The organism is Bradyrhizobium erythrophlei (assembly GCF_900129505.1).
GTDB classification, from domain to species: Bacteria; Pseudomonadota; Alphaproteobacteria; order Rhizobiales; family Xanthobacteraceae; genus Bradyrhizobium; species Bradyrhizobium erythrophlei_D.
In genome coordinates this window covers 5,143,934-5,164,651 of the sequence record NZ_LT670818.1, presented here as the reverse complement: position 1 = coordinate 5,164,651, position 20,718 = coordinate 5,143,934, and the positions used below count along the sequence as shown (strand labels likewise).

General features: G+C 57.0%; 9 protein-coding genes and 3 pseudogenes. 5 read left to right on the top strand and 7 right to left on the bottom strand.

Going from position 1 to position 20,718, the window contains the following annotated elements; translation table 11 throughout:
* Positions 1-13 precede the first annotated feature (13 nt).
* Together B5525_RS23870 and B5525_RS23865 are read right to left on the bottom strand one after the other, a co-directional pair.
* Positions 14-745 (bottom strand): response regulator transcription factor, encoded by a 732-nt coding sequence (locus B5525_RS23870; protein WP_079568200.1) that lies wholly within the window; start codon positions 743-745, stop codon positions 14-16.
* Entirely contained in the window at positions 742-2,946 is a 2,205-nt protein-coding gene (locus tag B5525_RS23865) for a PAS domain S-box protein (protein WP_079568199.1), read from the bottom strand. Before B5525_RS23865 ends, B5525_RS23870 begins: the two co-directional genes overlap by 4 nt.
* Before the next feature lie 1,297 nt (positions 2,947-4,243).
* Here B5525_RS23865 and B5525_RS23855 point away from each other — a divergent pair.
* Together B5525_RS23855 and B5525_RS23850 are read left to right on the top strand one after the other, a co-directional pair.
* On the top strand, positions 4,244-4,903 hold the full coding sequence (locus B5525_RS23855; protein ID WP_079568197.1) for a response regulator transcription factor: 660 nt from the start codon (positions 4,244-4,246) through the stop codon (positions 4,901-4,903).
* Positions 4,904-4,996: 93 nt separating this feature from the next.
* The gene (locus B5525_RS23850; protein WP_244567559.1) at positions 4,997-5,395 is read left to right on the top strand and encodes a response regulator transcription factor; all 399 of its coding nucleotides are present in this window, start codon (positions 4,997-4,999) and stop codon (positions 5,393-5,395) included.
* A gap of 782 nt (positions 5,396-6,177) precedes the next feature.
* Here the strand turns inward: B5525_RS23850 and B5525_RS23845 are convergent.
* The 4 genes and pseudogenes from B5525_RS23845 to B5525_RS23830 all read right to left on the bottom strand — a co-directional run bounded on the left by B5525_RS23845 (position 6,178) and on the right by B5525_RS23830 (position 10,052).
* Positions 6,178-6,866: pseudogene (locus tag B5525_RS23845) on the bottom strand (ABC transporter ATP-binding protein).
* Positions 6,859-7,840: pseudogene (locus B5525_RS47910) on the bottom strand (ABC transporter permease subunit). Before B5525_RS47910 ends, B5525_RS23845 begins: the two co-directional pseudogenes overlap by 8 nt.
* Before the next feature lie 123 nt (positions 7,841-7,963).
* Complete coding sequence (locus tag B5525_RS23835; RefSeq protein WP_079568195.1) at positions 7,964-9,208, bottom strand: substrate-binding protein; 1,245 nt, start codon at positions 9,206-9,208, stop codon at positions 7,964-7,966.
* Positions 9,205-10,052: pseudogene (locus B5525_RS23830) on the bottom strand (branched-chain amino acid ABC transporter permease). Before B5525_RS23830 ends, B5525_RS23835 begins: the two are co-directional and overlap by 4 nt.
* An 857-nt stretch (positions 10,053-10,909) precedes the next feature.
* Between B5525_RS23830 and B5525_RS23825 the strand changes: the two are divergent.
* The 3 genes from B5525_RS23825 (at position 10,910) to B5525_RS23815 (ending at position 18,440) form a co-directional block, all read left to right on the top strand.
* Complete coding sequence (locus B5525_RS23825; RefSeq protein ID WP_079568194.1) at positions 10,910-16,429, top strand: trifunctional serine/threonine-protein kinase/ATP-binding protein/sensor histidine kinase; 5,520 nt, start codon at positions 10,910-10,912, stop codon at positions 16,427-16,429.
* Positions 16,430-17,039: 610 nt separating this feature from the next.
* The gene (locus tag B5525_RS23820) at positions 17,040-17,294 is read left to right on the top strand and encodes a hypothetical protein (RefSeq protein WP_154073390.1); all 255 of its coding nucleotides are present in this window, start codon (positions 17,040-17,042) and stop codon (positions 17,292-17,294) included.
* A gap of 540 nt (positions 17,295-17,834) precedes the next feature.
* Positions 17,835-18,440, top strand: a complete 606-nt coding sequence (locus tag B5525_RS23815) for a cytochrome b (RefSeq protein ID WP_079568192.1) — start codon at positions 17,835-17,837, stop codon at positions 18,438-18,440.
* 286 nt (positions 18,441-18,726) lie between these two features.
* Here B5525_RS23815 and B5525_RS23810 read toward each other — a convergent pair whose 3' ends face one another.
* Positions 18,727-20,166, bottom strand: a complete 1,440-nt coding sequence (locus tag B5525_RS23810) for a DUF5107 domain-containing protein (protein ID WP_079568191.1) — start codon at positions 20,164-20,166, stop codon at positions 18,727-18,729.
* Positions 20,167-20,718: the final 552 nt, after the last annotated feature.

The window sequence follows — 20,718 nt, the reverse complement described above, 5'->3', positions numbered from 1 at the left end:
GATAGTCAGAAAGTTACTTCGCGAGATTGCCGCGACCTTTCTGTTTCCTTGTGACGCGCTTCACCGTGCGGCTCGTGCGAGGCGGCCCATCGTAGGGGCCTTCAGCGACCGGGTCCAAGGGGTTTTCGTCATCCGTCTTGAGCCGGTCCGCAATTCGTACCAAATCCGTCAGCGAGCGCGCGCCCATTTTTTGCATGATTTGGCTACGATGAACGCGGACAGTCACTTCGCTGACGCCAAGTTGGCCGGCAATCTGCTTGCTTACGCGTCCCCCTGCAAGCAAGGCCATGATTTCCTTTTCGCGATCGGTCAAGACCGCAAATCGCTCGTGGATTTGCGCCCAAGCGCGTCGTTGCGCGGCGCGCGCACGGTGGCGTTCGATCCCTTGGCGTACCGCATCGAGTAGCTCTTGCTCCCGGAAAGGTTTTGACAAGAACTCTATTGCGCCTGCTTTCATGGCTCGCACCGACATCGGGATATCGCCATGGCCAGTGATGAATACAATCGGCGTATCGACGTGAGCCGCGACTAGCTGTTTTTGCAGCTCGAACCCGCTTGCTCCTGGAAGTCTAACATCCAGAACGATACAGCTCGGTAGTACCGGAGGGTTGGCGCCCAAAAACGCCTCAACTGACCTGAAGAGCGCGACCTGCAAGGAGATCGTTTCCAGAAGCCCACGCAAACTTTCGCGGACGGATTCGTCGTCGTCTATGACGGCAACGATGGGCTGGTCACTTTCATTCATGGTCCATCTGCAGTGGGCAAGCTGAACTGGAAAACTGCTCCAAATGGAGCGCCCGGGGTCGCCGAAATCTGTCCGTCGTGGGCTTCGATTATCGAACGACAAATTGCCAAGCCCATACCCGTTCCATTGTGTTTCGTTGTGAAGAACGCATTGAAGAGTCGATCGACCACGGTCGAATCGAGTCCAACGCCAGTGTCGTGGAATGAGATCTCAACCATTCTGTCATCCAGCACCCGAGATCTTATCGAAAGGGTCCTTGGACGATCCTCCACAAGCATCATTGAGTCGATACTGTTCAATACGAGATTCAGAATGACTTGCTCCAATTGGACACGGTCGCCGTTGATCCGCGGAACCGAGTCGTGCAGATCCGCAAGCGTCGTAATGCGATGCTTGCGAAATTCCCCTTGCGTTAGCTTCATGACATCACGAATCGCGTCCATAATATCGAGCGGGGCCTTTTCAACCGGGGTTTTGTTCATCAACGCCTTAATGCGGGCGATTATCTCGCTCGCGCGCCGCGCGTCCTTAGCCAACCGCTGGGCAGCTGCCCTCGCTTTGGCGAGATCCGGCTCCTTCGTGCTCAACCAGTAGAGGCACGTATCGCTATTGGCCGCAACGGCGGTCAGAGGTTGGTTGATCTCGTGAGCGATGGACGCAGACAGTTGCCCCATCGCGGTAAGACGGGTCACCCGGGTCAGCTCTTCCCGCGCTTCGCGGAGCGCCTCCTCTACTCGTCGCTTATCCGTCAAGTCGCGCACGAAGGCGGTGAAGTGCCAAGATTCCAGCCGGATAGCAGTGACAGTCAGCTCGACGGGGAATTCATGTCCAGCCCTATGGAGCGCCGCTATCTCGACGCGTCTGTTTAGTATCGCGCCTTCGCCGGTAGCGAGAAAATGCTCACACCCTCGCAAATGAGCCTCGCGATACTGCATGGGGATGATCGTATCCACGATGCGCTTGCCGACCGCTTCCTCGCAGGACCATCCAAATATGTCTTCGGCGCTTTTGCTCCAGCCGGTAATTGTATCACGCGCGTCAATCGTGATGACAGCGTCGAGGGAGGAATCCAAGATCAACCGCGTTTGGTCCTCGGCCAGGCGGAGGTGTTCCTCCGCCTTTTTGCGTGCTGTGACATCCGTCGTGATGTGGGCGGTCGCATAGATTCGACCGTCCCCATCGACGATTGAGAACTTCCGAACTGCGCCCCAGCGTGGACCTATATCGGTTGTAGCAAGCTCCTCGAGCATCACCTCGCCCGACCGGGGCACATCTCGATCGTTCGTTCGAAGCGCGCCCGCTTCGCGCAATTTAGATAGGTCATCCTCAGTTTTACCAATAATCTGATCGCGGGAGACGCCGGTGATCCTTTCAAATTCTCTGTTGACCAGCAAAAAGCGACCATCAGGGTCCTTAAGAAAGATCGGGTTGGGGCTACCATCGATGATTGCGAGAAGGCGCCTCTCCCTGTCCACCAGCGAGTCCCTCTCCGACCTCAACTCCTGGATATCGGAACTAGAGCCGACGAACCGGAGAACCTTGCCCTGGGCGTCTCGCACCGGGACCGCACGGTCAAAGTGCCAATGATAGGAGCCGTCTGCATGAAGAAATGGTGCCTCAAACGTCCAGCCTCCGCCTGATCGGACGCCGTCCCAAAATATATGGGACACACGTTCCTTATGGTCCGGATGCAAAACGGAAAGAAAAGGCGGAAGATCGCTGGGAGTCTTTCTCCACGTTTTGAGCGGCGCCGTGCAATAATCCGCCGACAGGCCGGTCGCATCCACATAGAATTGATTCACAAAGTCGCAGCTGCCATGCCGCGTAACTGTCCATGCGACCGCGGGCAATTTATGCAGGACCTCGAGGTGCAACCGCGATCGGTCCAGGACTTGTTTATACTGGTCTATTTCGTGCGAAAGGGCTTCCGAAGCGGTTCTAACCTCGCCCATGCGACGACGTTGGGCTCGTCGTTGAGCCACAATGTTTTTCTTTACGCTGTGGATCCGCTCGGGCGTCAGGCTGCCTTGGTCCCAGGACTCCCCTTGGCCCTGCCGAATTCCGCTTAGTTTAGAGGAATCTACGTGGCGATCATCGACCACAATCTTAGTCTTGGAATATCGCTCTCTTTGGCGCGCTGCATTTGAGCGTCCGATTACCGTCCGCGTTTTCTTCTTCGACTTGGACTTCAAACGAGTCATTTGTAGCTGATCTCGTGTCCAGTATCCGCGCAGAGACTATTTTACCTTCACGCTTGTCCTCAAGTACATGCCAATCTCCTTTCGACGCGCGTCGGTTCTGCCCGTGCGACGTAGCATGAATCTAGCACAGAGCAGGCGCATATCCTACTCGGGTCCGAAGGGCCTTGTTGCGGGCGTCTCCCTTGAACGGCAGCGATTGATCATAACAGAACCGCCCAACCAATGAATCGAAGCGTTCCGATCCAACTTTCGCGATAGCGTACATCTTACTACCGGAAAGTCGACACTGGATGCACCATTGAAGGCCTGCTACTATCCTTCGTGGAGCCGCTTGGAGGGGCTGGCACGGTCGTTGATAATTTGTTAAAGTCTCTTTTTAGCCCGCCGTGGCATGCCAGAACCCATTCGAACTGGGACTTGGCTGTGCGGGGTCAGATGTGGACGCACCCCTAAAGCGCAGACGTGCCCACAGATTGCCGCATCCTTCAGGACCTCGCTGCCCTCACAATTCAGAGAGAACATTCAGGCACGCTATCGAGCGGCCTGTTCGAGAAGCTGGCTTTTGCGATCTTCCCCAAACTGGCCGCTATCTTACCTGGCGGGCAACCCATTCCTCCCGGAGGTGCTGAAAAAAAATCTGAACAGAATCAACAAAACAATCGAAACGGAAATAACCTGGAGTGGATCGGAGTTCCCGAGGTCAACGTGACGGCCTGCACAAATCCTTTGCACCGGGGGCCTTGGGCCCACGGGTCCACTCATCGATTGGACCCAAGAAGTTTCTCGCAACGCGTAGTAAATTGGAGCCGTGCGGATCGGAACTGTCCGCTAAATACGTTGCCCTCGGATTTCCGACAGCATTATAATCGGTCACGCCTCTGTGAGAAAAGGCGTATCGCAGGCATTGCGGGAGTCTGGAGCTTGTTTCTCGACTGGCTAAACTTGCTGGGGGCCCTCGTTACACCGATCGGCGCTGTGATGATCAGAGACCGATTGGTTGTCCGGCACAATTCTAGTATCGAAAAACTGCCGAGCTTCGGCCGAACCGCGTTCGCAGCATGGACCTTCGCAGCTACGGTCGCGATTGTTGTCCACTACATGGCCCTCTCCTATTCGGAGGCAGTTGCAGGCTTATTTGCCGGCGCTTGCGAGTTACTACGCCCTGTCAATTGCTTCTCGCTTGAAACGAAGGGCGCGAGCGACTTACGCGTCCATAGACTAGCACACGGTCTTGGTACAATGACCATGAACTTCGGTCAAAACGGAACTTTCCCTATGTGAAACGGAAACTCGCGCTATGAAAAAAGGCGAGCCTACTGCTTCAACCGTCCCAGCTGCGGACGAGCCAACTGTACTTGTGATCGACGATGATCCGCTCGCCCGCGGCGCACTCAGCAGTTTGTTTCGTTCGGTCGGACTGAGCGTACGAACGTTCGCATCCGCAACGGAACTACTGGAACATCCACTACCTACCGTCCCCAGCTGCTTGGTCTTAGATGTCAGACTACCTCGGCTGAGCGGCTTCGACCTGCAAGCAGAACTAAGTCGATTAGGGCTGAAGATACCCATCATCTTCATTACCGGTCATGGGGATATTCCAATGTCGGTCAAGGCAATGAAGGCCGGCGCAGTCGACTTCCTAACAAAGCCGTTTCGTGACCAGGAGATGCTTGACGCCGTGACCCGGGCTCTTGAACGCGATCTGAAGCATCGTAGAGAAGAGCAGTCCAATTTGGATATCCAAGCCCGGTTTCAGTCGCTGACACCTCGTGAGCGTCAAATTATGGCGCTGGTGACAGCCGGCCTTATGAACAAGGAGGTGGCTTTCAGAATCGGCATAACCGAAATGACCGTTAAGATTCACCGTGGTCATGTGATGCGAAAGATGGGCACGAAATCACTGGCCGACCTGGTGCTCATTGCCGAGAACCTCGGAATTCGGGGGCAAGAACAATAGGAAAACTAAAACCCAGGTAGTATATCCCGAATGACCGGGTCGTGGCACCCTGTGGTGGGCAGTGTGCTTCTCTACCGATGGCGGAACGAACGGTTGGCAGAGGTTCCCATCATATCGATCGTGGATGACGACGATTTGTTTCGCGGGGCTATAGAGAAGCTCGTGAAATCACTCGGGCTCACAGGCCGTGCATTTGCCTCCGCTGAGTCGTATTTGCGATCGTCGTGGGTGAAAGAAACTCGCTGTCTGATTGCGGACGTACAAATGCCGAATATGGGCGGCCTCGAGCTTCAGGAACGTTTATCTCAGTTGGGTTTCGACATACCCATTATTTTCATAACTGCCTACCCGAACGACGTCGTTCGAACGAAAGCAATGAACGCGGGGGCCGTCTGTTTCCTGCATAAACCGCTCGACCTGCAGGGGAGCCGTGTGGCTGACTGTCTGCAAGCGGCACTGAGCAGGCCCAAGGGACCTTCTAAGGCCACGTAGCAGATGATACGGTCATACATCGCGACGTGAATGTCACACCCTATTTCCCCTGCCGGACACGAGCGAGCGCAGCGTCAATTGAAACACTGCACCACGTGGTCGGGCGGCCGCTATAGCTGGTCCTATTCATGCGAGGTCGGCAATTCCTCGATTTAGTGAGTTGTAGGTCCCAGTTATTGCAAGCGACCGCAACCTCAAGCTCGTCAGCCGCCGCAGAGCATCGACGCGCCTGGCACGCTTTATCAACTTGCGATTTTCGTTTTCCACCAGTGTCCAGCCGCGACTTTCCATAGCCCCCGTTGAGAATTCGAGTCGCCGCTTTCCGCTGCTTTGACGCTCAAGTGCTGCGTCCATGCTCATCCTCGGCGTAGGTGGCTTCCTCCGCTCGCTCCATGAGCGCGGAGTAGCCCACGACGTCGGCGGCCAAGATGGCGGCTAACCTTCGTTGAATGCGCTTCTGAGCCATAGCAGTCTCGCCCACACGGACTTGCGGGTATCAAACACGCTAGCCGCGACCGGACTGGTAAATTTTAGCATCGAGCCTTTTCGATGCTCGCCTATGGTTGGCGGGGTCTGCGAGCACGCCATCGCCCGTCGTTTTGATGAGGCGGCCCCTTGTATCGAGCCAAGCAGGGCTCGATCACCTCGCGCTTGATCCGCCCGACGTTGAACTAACTCGCTATCTCAGAGCTCACCCAGATCGCTGGAAGCTTTCGCTATATTGCTGGGCTTGCGCTGCAGGACATTGACGCTGTCATAACTTGCTGCAACGCGACGTTCGCTTAGGGCGCGAGAAGCTGTAGAAGCATTGGATCTTTGCGCACGGCAGCCGATCGATCCTCAGGAGCGACTCGACCTCGATCGAGGACATAAGCGTAGTCCGCTACGCCCAGCGCGAGCTCGAGATGCTGCGCGACAATAACGACAGCGATATCTTTGACAAGATTTCGCAAACACTCGGCGATCTCCTCCACAACACCGATCCACAAGCCCTCAGTCGGCTCGTCGAGCAGTAGGAGCTTGGGACTAGACGAGATGGCACGGCCGATCGCCAGCATTTTGCGCTCCCCACCAGAAAGTGTGGCTGATCGAGCCGTCGAGCTTGGGGAACCAGGCGAGCACCTGATCGATCGCTGACCGGTCTCGGTTCGTGAGCGCACCCACCTCAAGGTGCTCGCGCACACTCAGTCGGTTAAAGACCGAATGCTCCTGCGGCACGTAGCCTAGGCCTGTATGAATTCGACGTTCGGTCGGCAGCCGCGTGATGTCCTGACGATTCAGGGCGATGCTACCGGCGGGGGGCGAGTTCGCCGACAATTGTCTTTGCCAACGTCGATTTGCCGGCGCCGTTCCGACCAAGTACCGCTATGGCGCCATGTCTTGGCGTCGCCAGACTTACATCGAACAGCACCTGACTAACGCCGTATGAGACGCACAGGTCGCGGACTTGGAGAAACGCCAACTCAGACAGGAATAAGATAGACCTCCTGCACGTTCCGGCCGCTCTGTATATGTCTGACTGTTCCGCTTTCGATGACCTTGCCTTGGTCGAGGACAGTGAGAACATCGCAAATATTGCGGATAAAATCGAGGTCGTGCTCGACGATCCCCAGCGAGCTGTGACGTTTGATCGGCATTAGCAACTCGCCGTGATGCGTCGCTCCTCTAGGCTTATCCCGGCAGTCGGCTCGTCGAGCAAGAGCAGGTGCGGCGTGCACGCGAGAGGCATAGCGATTTCGAGCCATCGCTGCTGGCCATGGATTAGGGCGGCTGCTCGCTCCGCGCACCGCTGAGCCAGGTGAAACTGTGCGAGCAGGTGCATAACATGCTCATGAAGCGATTCACGCGTACGCGAAAAGATTAGGCTGGCAATCGAGCTTTGCGCCTGCAGCGCAAGAAGCACGTTGTCGTACACTGTAAGCGCCGGGAGCACGCTGGTGATCTGGAATTTGAGGCTGAGGCCGCCGCATGCTCGCCCGACCGGTGTGGCCGCCAGATAGACGATCACAAGCACGCCGAAGGCGAGATAATAATAGCAGCGCCCTCGGCAAAATTCGTAGCCACCGGCTGTCATCGGTGGGATGGAAGGGATGCCATTCTGCCCCGCCGATATAGTACCAGCCGCGCGCCAACCGCTCGGCCATATAGGAGCCGGTGAGGGTGCCCAACGCGACGAAGATCGTTGTCCGCGGATTGCGCCCGAGCAGCAGGAGCGCGCCGACGGCAAACGAAGAAATCAGGCCGACGGCAAGCGCAGCGGGCAAGACTTGACGCAATTTCGAGGTCGCGAGCCAGAAGGGCCACGCCGTATCCCCCCGCCCCGAAGAACAGAGCCTGCCCGAAGCTCATGATGCCGGAGTACCCCCACGCGAGATCGAAGCTAAGCGCTAGCAGCGCGAGGATGAAGACGCGCGTAACGAAGACAGTGAGATAGTCCTCAAGCATAATTGGGGCCGCCGCAAACACGACAAGGAGCACGATCTCGAGTATGGGAATCACTTGCCGCCGGCGATTGCGGCGCGAGCCGGTGATACTCGACGGCGCTGCTGCCGTGTTGTCAGCCAGCGTTCAGCACTCCCTCGGATCGACGAGACCCTCGCTGCGCGCGACAATCTCGAAATTTCCGTTTTTGGCAACGGCCGTATACATGTTCATCTTGCAGTGACGCTTACCCGGCACCATTTCGGCAGGTCCGCCGGGTCCCTCGCTGATTTTTGCATGGTCGAGCGCCGCGGCGACACTCTCGCGGTCGAGATTGCCCGCCTCCTTCACCGCCAATTCCCACAGCTTCAGGCCCCGATACATGCCCGTCGCAGCGCTTCCTGCCGCAAAAAAGATTTTGCCGGGGAATTCCTTGTCGTATTGCGCCTGGATCCTTGCACTGGCCGGATCTTCGGCTGTCACTGCGTGGAAATAGTCGAGGCAACTGGCCAGCCCTTCGATTTCGTTGGGTTCGTTAATGTTGAGGGCATTCTCGTCGAAAAAGACGCAGGCAAGACGGCCACCGCGCCTGCTGAAGCCGGCTTGGTAGAGCTGCTTGAAGAAAGGTCCTACGCCAGGCGCGATAATGGTGTTGAACACCACTTCGACGTTGTTGGTCATTATTTTGTTGACGGTAGCGCCGTATTCTATTTGGTCGAGCGGATAATACTCCTCGAAAATCACCTCACCGTCGTTGTTTTCGATGACCTTGCGGGCATATTCATTGAGGACGTGCGGCCACACGTAATTTGCGGACGGGAGCGCAAAGCGGTTGCCGCCGTTCTTTATTAGCCAGGGGATGAATTGGTCGCATTGCTGCGCCGGGGTCGGTCCAGTGCAAAAGATGTGGGGCGTGCATTCCTTGCCCTCGTATTGCTCTGGATAAATATAGAGCGTCTTCCCGTGCGTGACGATAACATCCTTGATGGCGTTGCGCATCGAACTGGTGATGCCACCCAGCACGACGTCAACCTTGTCGCGCTGGATGAGTCTCCGAACATTGGCGACGGCGACCGATTCGTTGGAGGCCGTGTCTACGATAAAGAGTTCAATCGGGCGACCCAGAATGCCGCCGGCATTGTTGATGTCCTTCACCACCATCTTGGCGACGTTGGCATTGGCTATGCCTTCATAGGCAATGGCGCCAGTGAGGTCGGTAGCGATACCGACCTTGATCGGTGCCGCCGCCGCATTCACTGAGCTAGGTCGAATGGCCCAGCTGCTGATGCCCGTCGCGAGCACCCCGCTCATCCAGGCGGTGTTCTGTAGAAACCGCCGCCGGCCCGTCAAGGAAGAGATGCCGCTGACGTTAATTTGCTTGCAATGGTTCATATTCTCCTTTTCGCAATCAGTCCTCCCGGCTTAAGTTTGACGAAAACGATAACGATGACGAGGATCAAGATATCGGCCAGCACCGGCGCTACTACCCAGGGTAGCGCCGCGCTCAGCGCGCCGACTACAGCGGCGCCCGCCAGCTATCCTTCGAACGTGTCGATGCCTCCCAGCATAATCGCGAAAAAGCCTAGGATGAGGAAGCGGATGCCGAGATCGGCAAAAAGCGAGAACATCGGAACTACCAGTGCGCCAGCGAGGCCGGCGAGGGCCGCGCCGAACGTAAAAGTGACGGCATAGAGGAACGTTGGTTGAGATGCCGGACGCGCGGGCGAGAGACGGATTCTCGAGTGCCGCGCGGACGCGCAGCCCAAAGGAGGTCCGGGTTAGCGGCAGGTAGCTGGCGATCGTCACCACGGGCGGTGATAACGACGATGGCGCACCGCCAACGCGAGCGTTGGACGTCCCCGACAGCGAGCGAGCCGACGATCGGCTCCGGCACCGAGCCGATGAGGCTGCGCACGCCCTCCCGAATGATAAGGCCGAGCGCGTAGGTTCCGAGCATGGCGGCAACGGGAGCGGCATAAAAGCGTCGGATAACAAGGCGCTCGAGAACAAAGCCAATGGCCGCCACCACAAGGGGCGCCGCGAGCATGCTGAGCCAAACCGGCGCCCCAAAGCTATAAACGAGATATGTGGTGTAGGCGCCGAGCAAAACAAACTCGCCATGGGCGAAGTTGAAGATGCCCATCATTCCGGCGATGATGCCGAGTCCCAATACCACGAGGACGACGACGGCCCCAAAGGTCAGGACTTCGAAGGTGGCGTTCAGCGCGCTTTCCATACCCCCGTCACCTGTTGGGAAATCGGAGAGGAGCCTGTGAACCGACCGCAGTGGCTCGCGCCGCCGAGTGTTCTTGCTTGTCGCTCGCGGCGATAGCGCCTTAGGTATACAGACGAACCTGCCGACGCGCGAGCGCTACCACTCAGACTCGTCGCTCAAAGAGGTAAAATTGGACGCCGATGCAGGTTCAAATTTGGGCGACCGCCGGCGTTTTCTAATAAGATGGACGTTCGGATGGATTAGGTCGAAGAGGAGGATTTCGCTTCAGTTCGTATGAGCTGGCCGAGCAAAAATTCGATGCGCCCGGCGTTTTTGACGAGGGAGGTGCGATGTTACCCGTTAGTTTGCTCACCACGCCCGGATGGATTTCAGGGCCCTACCCGACCGCTCTTGGCAAGAACGAAGGCAGCGAGACCTTGATATTTCATGACAGAACGGCGCAACCGCGTTTCTAGCTTTCGCAGGACATATGAGATCACTGTTCAGCACGACGAGTGGAAATCGAACCCTGATATTGAACTGGAATGATCAAAGATCTAGCGCCTAGTTGACGACAACATCATTCCGATCTTGATTTGGGAGCTCGAAGATTGAATTCTTAACGCCAGTGATGCGGATGGCAAGTGAGGGAGCGACGTCATCGGGCGCAGTGGGCCACCGGGAACACAGTCAAAAGGCGCGGCCTTTCAATTCAAGTTGCCTTGCGCGCACAGACGGCATCGAGCAGGGAGATTAATTGACACGCAAGCGTTGAGCGTGACGTGGCGTTATTCTGGCGGTCATCACGAGCGCGGACACGAGCCACGCCGAATATACGGCGGGCCGGCGCCGGCTTGGCCTGTCCGCGGAGTTGACAGATGGACCCTTCCTCTTGGTTCAGCGGGAATGGCGATATTGGCTCCGAGGTGTTGTGGGAGGACGGCGAACGCCTCTTCTGCAGAAGATGGCGCCCCTGTGCCAATGGCGATCGGCAATCTGTCCTGGTAATGCTTCCGGTCGCGGAGCACCCGACGCCCGGCAGCCTCAATCGTCTCACGCATGAATATGAGGTTAAGGACGATTTGGACGATGCATGGGCGGCGCGACCGTTGGAGCTCGTGCGCGAGCGCGGGCAGACTATACTCATGCTTAAGGACCCGGGGGGCGAGCCGCTTGACCGCCTTATCGGTCCGCGCATGGAGATTAAAACATTCCTGCGCCTCGCGGTCGCCTTAGCGGCCGCGCTTGGCCGATTACATAAAGGTGGTCTCGTTCACAAGGACATCAAGCCGACCAATGTCCTTGTCAATTCCGTGACCGGCCAAACTTGGCTGACCGGGTTTGGTATCGCTTCGCGCCTTCCGCGCGAGCGCCAGTCAGCCGATCTCCCCGAATTCCTCGCCGGAACCCTCGCTTACATGGCGCCAGAACAGACCGGGCGGATGAACCGTTCGATCGATTCTCGGAGCGATCTCTACTCACTTGGAGTCACGCTTTACCAAATGCTGACTGGGGGTCTTCCGTTTACGGCTTCCGATCCCATGGAATGGGTTCACTGCCATATCGCGAGAAAGCCGACACCGCCAAGCGAGCGGTTAGAGAATGTTCCGACTCCCGTCTCCGCAATCATCATGAAGTTGCTCGCCAAGACGGCTGAGGAACGCTACCAGACGGCGGCCGGCGTCGAGAGTGATCTGCGACGCTGCCTTGCCGAATGGGAAACTCGGTGCCACATCGGCGAATTTCCGCTTGGCGAGCACGACACGCCAGACCGGCTACTGATTCCCGAGAAACTGTATGGGCGAGCATCCGAAACCGAGACTCTGCTTGCCTCCTTCGACCGCGTCGTAGCGAGTGGCAGGCCGGAATTGGTGCTCGTCTCTGGTTATTCCGGAATCGGTAAGTCCTCTGTCGTCAATGAGCTGCACAAGGTGCTTGTTCCGTCGCGCGGCCTTTTTGCCTCGGGTAAGTTCGAGCAGTATAAGCGTGACATCCCATATGCCACGTTGGCCCAAGCGTTTCAGAGCCTTGTCCGTTCCCTCCTAAGCAAGAGCGAACCCGAGCTGCGCGTCTGGCGCGACGCTTTTCAAGAGGCACTCGGCCCGAACGCACTGCTCATTGTCGGTCTCGTCCCTGAACTGAACCTCATCGTAGGAGAACAGCCGCCGGTCCCTATTCTTCCGCCACAGGACGCGCAGCGCCGCTTCCAGGTGGTGTTCCGGCGATTCATCAGCGTATTCGCACGACCGGAGCATCCGCTTGCTCTCTTCCTCGACGACTTGCAGTGGCTCGACGCGGCAACGCTCGATTTGCTCGAGGACCTGCTGACTCAGCCGGATGTGCAGCACCTGATGTTAATTGGCGCCTATCGAGACAACGAAGTCGATTCCACCCATCCGCTGATGCGCAAGCTCGAAACGATTCGAAAAACTGGAGCGGCAGTGCAGGAGATCGTCCTCACACCGCTGGTCCGTGAGGACCTGGAACAGCTCATTGGGGATACTCTCCGCTGCGAGCCTGAGCGCGCGGCTCCGTTGGCACAATTGGTCCACGAAAAAACTAACGGCAATCCATTTTTCGCTATTCAGTTTATTTCTTCGCTTGCCGACGAGGGGTTACTCAACTTCGATCATGGCGATTCTCGATGGTCCTGGGAGTTGGCTCAGATTCACGCTAAGGGCTACACCCATAATGTGGTGGACCTTATGGTAGAAAAGTTGAGCCGGCTAGCCGTCGAAACCCAGAACGCCTTGCAGCAACTCGCTTGTTTGGGCAACAACGCGGAATTCGCCCTGCTTATGATGGTTTACCAGGAGACGCAGGAGGAAATGCACCACAAGCTTTGGGAAGCGGTCCAAGCGGGCCTCATCTTTCGCTCGACAGTTTCCTACAAGTTTCTACATGACCGTGTTCAGGAAGCAGCATATTCCCTAATCTCGAAACCGTCGCGCACGGAAGCTCATCTTCAAATAGGGCGGCTGCTAGTGACGCATATCCCTCCAGAGCAGAGAGAGAAAGCGATCTTCGATATTGTCAATCAGCTCAACCGCGGCGCAACAATGATCACTTCGCGAGACGAACGCGAGCATGTGGCCGAGCTCAACCTGATCGCAGGCAAGCGTGCCAAGGCATCCACGGCCTACACCTCAGCGCTTGGATATCTCATTGCCGGCAGAGCATTGTTGGCCCACGATGCCTGGGAGCGCAGGCGCGAGCTCATTTTCACTTTGGAATTGGACCGAGCCGAATGCGAGGTTCTCTCTGGCCAGTCGGCGGCGGCAGCGGATCGCTTGACGATGCTTTCATCACGCGCCGCAAACACGATCGAACTAGCGATCATCACGTGTCTGCAGGTTGATCTGTATACGATACTTGATCAGAGCGATCGCGCAGTTGCAGTCTGCCTTAACTATCTGCGACATGTAGGCGTCGAATGGTCGCCGCACCCAACATACGAGGACGTGCTACAGGAATACGATCGGATCTGGTCGCTGCTCGGAAGGCGCGCGATCGATGCCCTTACCGAGCTCCCTTTAATGAGCGACACCGCCTCTCTCTCGACGATGGATGTTCTGACAAAGGTCATGTCGGCGGCATATTTTACCGACGAAAACCTATCTTCGCTTGTCATTTGCCATATGGTCAATCTCAGCCTCGAGCACGGCAATAGCGACGGGTCATGTTTTGCATATGTATGGCTTGCCGTCATTGCTGGACCGCGATTCAACAACTATCAGGATGGCTTCCGTTTCGGCCGACTCGGCTATGAGTTGGTCGAAAAACATGGATTGAAGCGCTTTCAGGCTCGAACCTATATGTGTTTTGGAAATATGGTCATCCCCTGGGCGAGACATGTCCAGGCCGGCCGTAATCTGGTGCGTCGCGCATTCGATGCCGCAAACGAAATCGGTGACCTTACCTTCGCGGCCTATAGCTGCAACCACCTAGTCACAAATCTTTTGGCGGCCGGAGATCAGCTCGCGGAGGTGCAATATGAAGCCGAGAAGGGACTCGAGTTTGCCCGGAAGCTTGGCTTCGGTCTCATTGTCGACGACATCACGGCCCAGCTCAGACTAATCCTGAGCCTCCGCGGGTTGACCGCGAAATTCGGCGTTTTCAACGATGAGCAATTCGATGAGTTTCATTTTGAACAACATCTTTCAAGTGGTCTGGTTGTGGCGGAGGCTGAGTGCTGGTATTTGATCCGAAAACTACAAGCCCGCTTCTTTGCCGGAGATTATGCTTCGGCCCTCGATGCCTCATTGAGGGCGAAACGGCTGCTTTGGACATCACCATCACAATTCGAAACGGCAGAATTTCACTTCTATAGCGCGCTTTCTCACGCGGCATGCTGGGATCCCGCATCTTTCGACCGGAGACAGCAGCATTTTGAAGCTCTGGCAAATCACTATAGGCAGCTCCAGGTGTGGGAGGAGAATTGTCCGGAGAATTTCGAAAACCGTGCCGCATTGGTGGGTGCGGAGATCGCTCGGATCGAAGGCCGCGAGCTCGATGCCGAGCGGCTCTACGAGCAGGCCATCCGTTCGGCGCGAGCAAACGGCTTTGTCCACAATGAGGCGCTCGCCAACGAACTCGCGTCCCGCTTCTACAAGGCACGTGGCTTCGACAAAATTGCAGACACGTATTTGCGGGACGCCCGCGACTGCTATCTGCAATGGGGGGCCGATGGCAAGGTACGGCAACTCGACATGCTGTATCCGCACCTCAGAGATAAGAAGCCCCTGCCCGATTCGACGAGCACGATCCTGACACCCGCCGAGCATTTGGACCTTGCTACCGTAATAAAACTCTCACAAGCCATATCGGGCGAGATCGTCCTAGAGAAGCTGATCGACACGCTCATGCGTACAGCAGTTGAGCACGCGGGTGCTGAGCGAGGTCTCTTGATCCTTGCGCGAGACGACGAGCATCGAATACAGGCGGAAGCCACGACAAGCAGCGATACGGTGGCAGTCGGTCCGCGGCAAGGGAGCGTAACCGCTGCGGATCTTCCACTGTCGGTGCTCCACTACGTCGTTCGGAAGAAAGAGAGCGTTCTTCTGCACGATGCCGCAGGCGATAAACAGTTTTCCGCCGACGATTACATTCAAGGGCATCACGCACGTTCAATTCTCTGCGTGCCGCTGCTCAAGGAAACCAGACTGGTTGGGGTGCTTTACCTTGAGAACAACTTGGCCCCGCACGTCTTCACGCCCGACCGGATCGTCGTCCTCAAACTTTTAGCATCCGAGGCGGCGATCTCATTGGAGAACATCCGTCTCTATGATGATCTGCAGGACCGCGAGGCGAAGATAAGACGGCTGGTCGACATCGATATCATAGGCATCTTTAAGTGGTGTGCCGACGGTCGGATCATTGATGCCAACAACGCTTATCTGCGCATCATAGGATATGACCGCGGCGATCTTATCGCTGGCCGTTTGAGCTGGAGGGACTTGACGCCTCCCGAATGGCGCGGCGCAGACGACCTTCGGGCAGCACAGCTAGAGATGAGTGGAACTGCGCAACCATATGAGAAAGAATATTTCCGGAAAGATGGGAGTCGCGTGCCGGTGCTGGTCGGTGCAACCCTGTTCGACGGAAGGCCGAATGAGGGTGTCGGTTTCGTACTCGACCTGACCGAGCGTAAGCGGGCGGAAGCAGAAGCCCGTGAGAGCGAGCGGCGATACCGCGAAGTGCAAATGGAGCTCGCGCACGCGAACCGCGTCGCAACGATGGGGCTATTATCGGCTTCGATTGCGCACGAAATCAATCAACCGATCGCGGCGGCAGTCACCTACGCCGATGCCGCTATGCGGTGGCTCGGCGCCCATCCGCCAAATCTAGAGGAGGTCCGGGAGGCGCTCGGACTCATCATGGAGAGCGGCATTCGGGCCGGTGAAGTTATGGACCGGACCCGCGCCCTCGTCAAAAAGGCGCCCCCGCACAAGGATAGCTTGGAGATCAACGAAGTGATCCTGGAGGTTATCGCATTGACCAGCCGGGAAATTGAGAAGAACGGGATTTCAGCTCAAACTCAGCTTGCGGAGAGCCTGCCGGCGATTCAAGGAGATCGTGTTCAACTGCAACAAGTGATTCTCAATTTGCTCATCAACGCCATCGAGGCGATAAGCGAAATGAGCGAGGGACCGCGGGAATTGCAGATCTGCACCGCAAAGGCCGACCCTGGGGTTCTCGTCTCCGTGCGGGATTCAGGTCCGGGGTTGACACCCGAGAGCGTCGAACGGTTGTTCGAGTCCTTTTACACCACCAAACCCGGCGGCTTGGGGATGGGCTTGTCGATCTGCCGCTCGATCATTGAAGCGCACGGCGGACGATTGTGGGCGAGCGCCAATGAACCGCGGGGGGCCGTATTTCAATTCACGGTGACGGCGTAGCAGATACTTACTTCGTTTAGCGAATTGGCTTCCCCGATTGCCCTCACCCGGGCGTGCGGGTGAAAACGTAGCCCGTTCATACCGGGTCGACCGCCAAGGTCCAAGTTGAAATGTGGATTTGGCGATAAAGATCTTAGTCTCTTTCCGCAGGTGCACCATGCGGAGATGGGGATGGGGAATAGTGCCCCAGTCTAATCAATTGATGGGATGACGGTTCGGCAGATGGCGTTGCGACGATGGACATGGGAGCCGACGATCCTCTGAAATCAGAAAACGCGAGCTCGCCCAATTTCAGCGTGTACCTATCCTGCGCCGCAAGGCGCTAGGCCGCCCAAGGCAGCAAGCTCTACCAAAATGATCGTAACCATCGCGGACGGTTTTCCAATCATGGCTTACTCCTGCGACGCCGGAGCTGCGCTTCGTCGATGGCGCGGTCTTCCTGGGGCCCCTGAAGGGTCGCGCAAACCTTCCGATCCTGTGTGACATCACGCGCCGATCGCCGAAGCGTGATTGCGCCACCCCTGCGCGAGGGGAATGCCAACGCCCAACTGTCAGTCATGTCAATGGACAGCACGCGCATGGGTTGCGCGCCAGTAACAAGGCGGATGGCATGACCAGCTTCAAATTTTTGGGCGCGACGCTCGTTCTTTCCGCGCTCCTTGCGACGCCCGCCTCGGCATGGGACGCGATCTCAGAGCCCGCCGCGGCCGCAGCCCAGGACCCGACCTTCTCCATCTATTCGAACGATGGCCGCGGATTTTCGGGTACAATGGCCTCGCAGGCACCGCTCGGCGACGCGTGGGGAGTACGTGTGTCGGTACGGCCGCATCGCCGAAATCACACCGCCGGCGTCAAGCGCTACTGAACACGGACTTCGAATCGCCAGTAACGGAACGGGGATGTCTGCTTTGCCCCTCAAGAACGGATCAGGTGAGCCTGTCAGGTCCGAAAAGTGCCAGGAACGGACCTTGGCGCGGTGTTCGTGGGCCTTGTCTTTAGTGAAAGAATCCGCCTGGCACTACGTCGGCGGGCCGCAATCTTCCGTTGCGCCGTCGCGAGGCTCCTAGTCAACTCGTGACCAATGAGAAGTTCAATCATGCAATTTTTGCGCAAATTCAAGCAAATTCAAGCAAACTCCGATCGATAAGCCGCACTATATTGCTGACTGTCGATGGCTCGCCCAGAAGCTTGAAGGAAAAGAGGCAACCTAGTGTGAGGCGACGGCCGCTCGGCACATTCGCCAGAGCCGTTCGATCTCGACCACAAGACCGCCTGCGTACGGGACTAACCCGTCGCGGCCGGGTCTCGGTTGGGGCGGGGCAGCGCGATCGATGGCAGGCCGCTTTTGTCAAATCGCACGCGATAATCGCTGCACAATTCACTCCCCAAATACCCATTGATACCGATGATCCAACCCTTCAAACGGCCCAATATCGCCTCGGTCATCGCTCATTGGGCCGCAGCCTTGGCAATGATCCTAGCGCTGTATTTCGGCTATGGGAATGGTCCGCGCCAGGAGGCATTCGTCGCGCACGCCTACGCCGGCCTCACCGTGCTGGGTCTTGTGGTTGTCAGGCTCTTCCTGCGGACGCTGTTGCCATGGCCCGAGGTGGAGAGCGGCGGCTCTCGCATTTCTACGGTCGTCGCAGAGTCCATGCATTGGACGCTCTACGCCTTGATGTTGCTGACGCCACTGACCGGCTGGATCGTCGCGTCAGAGGTGGGATGCACTGCCGTTCCTAGGCTGCCGAACATCGATCGTCTCGGCTCTAGCTTTTCCATCGGACATCCGGTCAGCGCGATGACATACCACGTTCATGTTTTCTTTGTTTGGTCGCTTCTAGCGCTGATTTCTCTCCACGTGACGGCGGCGCTTTTCCACCATTTTGTGCTTCGGGACACCATGCTGGCCAGAATGATTCCAGTCTTTGGACGGCGCGCCGGATCGGTATCGGATCACGGCAGGCGCTCTCATGACAACCAGAACCATTGTCGGTCCGGAACACGATGATCAGCGCTTCAGCCAGTTCGTTGATGAACGGCCGCTTTGCGCGGAAGCGGCCGTTCGTATCCATCGCAAGCTCACACGCGCAAGAGTGACCCTCGTGCTGTGCTCACGGTTCGAGCTGTCCTGAGATCGACAGAGTATCATCCACTTCGATCCCCGAGATAGCGAACAGAGTTCTCCAGCTTGGTGTGGCCAAGTAGCAGATGCACAGCACTTGAGTTTCCTGTTTTTTGCAGATCAGCGCTGCTTTTCATTCGTCGGTTCACCGCAAACGGGTGCCGGCAGGAGTTTATTTTACTTTTGTCTCGGCCGCGATCAGCTCCTTACCTTCCGCAGTCGTGATTATCAGCTGTACCTGTTCGCCGTTGCCGCCGGCAGGAATTATCGCGGAAATGCGATTTCCGTTTTTTGGGTCGGCTTTCACGCCTTCATTAAACAATATGGTGTCGCCGCGTTTCAACATTACGCGCAACGGCGTGGCCGGTTCGCTACTGAATAACTGAAGATTCACGCCGGACGCCTCGGCCGAAAGATTGATCAGGATGTTCTCGTTTGCATGCGTCACGTTGCTCATGCCGACTGTCGGGCTGTAGGTTTCCGGAATCGATACTTCGCCCAGTGCGGGAAATTTAGCGCTGTGGAAAAACTCGTCCGACACGCCCGCCCATAATTCGACGTAAGGCCGCTGTGGGTTCGGGTCTTTGCGTGCGTCGGTTTCGTTCGTAAACGACGGAAATCCCCACGTCCACATTTTCAGGCCCGGTGTGACCGTATTGTCGGCGATGCGGATGATCCCCTCTTCGTTGTCGTGATTGATCACGCCCCAGAAATTGCCGGCCTGCATATTGGGCGCCGCGTAGGCGATACCCATCGTCGGCCAATTCTTGAAGTAGCGCAGTTTTTCGAAACGGCTCTTGCCTATGCCCTCCTTCTTGTCGCCGTCGGACAGACTGGCCGACCAGTCGGGCGTGCTATAGGCTTGGATCGGCGCGATGATCTCGGCGCCGCCGGTGGCTTTGGGATTTTTCGGGTCCGATCCCGGCGCGAGCGTCGCGCACGTCCAGTACTCGTATGTGATCGTCTTGGGTTGCGGATTTTTCAGCACCACACGCGTATCAAGCGCGGCGCGATCGGCTTTCAGCGTGACATAGTAAGTCGCCTCGATGCCCGTTGAGCCCCTCCTAAACTTCCCCGGTGCCGCGGAATACTCGAAATCGTCCTTAAGGGACATCGATACCGTCACTTCACCGCCGGTCTCCTTTACCACCTTAAACTCCCACGGCTTTAACCACGTCTTGCCGTGCTCGGCATCCGGGAACGTCGGGAAGATGCCGCCATACACCATCAGCCAGTCGTAATAAAAAGTGCCGCCCTTGATCCCGTAAGGCACGCCTACTTCTGTGCGATAAAGCTGTTCGTGGCCGGTCGGCTTGTAAATAATGGAAAGAATGCGCCCGCCAAATTCGGGCAGGAGCGTTACCTTCAGATAACGGTTCTCAAGCACGTGGGCCTTGAACGTGCGATCGACGATGGTCTTCTTGTCGAGCGACCCGTTGACGAATCCGTTCTCCGCATTGGTCGCGTACTTGACGGTACTCCACGTAATCGTCGAGTCGCTGAGAGACACTCTGTCGGGCACCGGCGACGCGGCATGCCCGACGGCATGAAACGCGCCGACAGCCGAAAGTGCTGCAACCGCAAAACGGACACGGGCGCGCGAGGGAGCCATTTTCGGCGTCTTCAAATGAGCAGGAGCAACAATTCTAATACATCGCCTCGACGACGTCGACTGAGCCGTCGGGTTTGTCTGGATATTTGCCGCCCTAGTTCTCCAATGCGACAGCCATCGACGTGAAGGTTATCGCGATGGCTGCTCCTGGGCATTGATTGCAGCATACTAAGCTAGAACCGTTCCGATTACGACGATGCTTTTCATGCGCTGTCCTCAAACCGGCCGGTGGCGCCACAATTTAGACTCGATCGGAAAACGCTAGGAGCCCATCATTGGACAGTTTCCCGACGAGCCGCCAGGACGCGGATGCCTAAGCTGATGGTATCGGAGTTGGGCGAGCATAGCGATGCAGTTGAGGCCGCCTTGCGCCCAGAAGCGCTCATTCAACAACTGATAAGCTTTGACGTATTTGCTTAGCAGTCTGCGACTGACTCCATTTCGCGACTTTGCTTATCAGTGCACCGACTGACTCCGTTTCGTATGAAAGCTTATCAGCGATTCGACTGACTCCATTTGTATGATTTGCTTATTGGTCGATCACTGACTCCG

Excerpts from the sequence above, each read along its gene's own strand:
- B5525_RS23820 (WP_154073390.1), top strand. The coding sequence starts at position 17,040 with ATGACCAGCTTCAAATTTTTGGGCGCGACGCTCGTTCTTTCCGCGCTC.
- B5525_RS23865 (WP_079568199.1), bottom strand. The coding sequence starts at position 2,946 with ATGACTCGTTTGAAGTCCAAGTCGAAGAAGAAAACGCGGACGGTAATC.
- B5525_RS23815 (WP_079568192.1), top strand. The coding sequence starts at position 17,835 with ATGATCCAACCCTTCAAACGGCCCAATATCGCCTCGGTCATCGCTCAT.
- B5525_RS23825 (WP_079568194.1), top strand. The coding sequence starts at position 10,910 with ATGGACCCTTCCTCTTGGTTCAGCGGGAATGGCGATATTGGCTCCGAG.
- B5525_RS23810 (WP_079568191.1), bottom strand. The coding sequence starts at position 20,166 with ATGGCTCCCTCGCGCGCCCGTGTCCGTTTTGCGGTTGCAGCACTTTCG.
- B5525_RS23835 (WP_079568195.1), bottom strand. The coding sequence starts at position 9,208 with ATGAACCATTGCAAGCAAATTAACGTCAGCGGCATCTCTTCCTTGACG.
- B5525_RS23855 (WP_079568197.1), top strand. The coding sequence starts at position 4,244 with ATGAAAAAAGGCGAGCCTACTGCTTCAACCGTCCCAGCTGCGGACGAG.
- B5525_RS23870 (WP_079568200.1), bottom strand. The coding sequence starts at position 745 with ATGAATGAAAGTGACCAGCCCATCGTTGCCGTCATAGACGACGACGAA.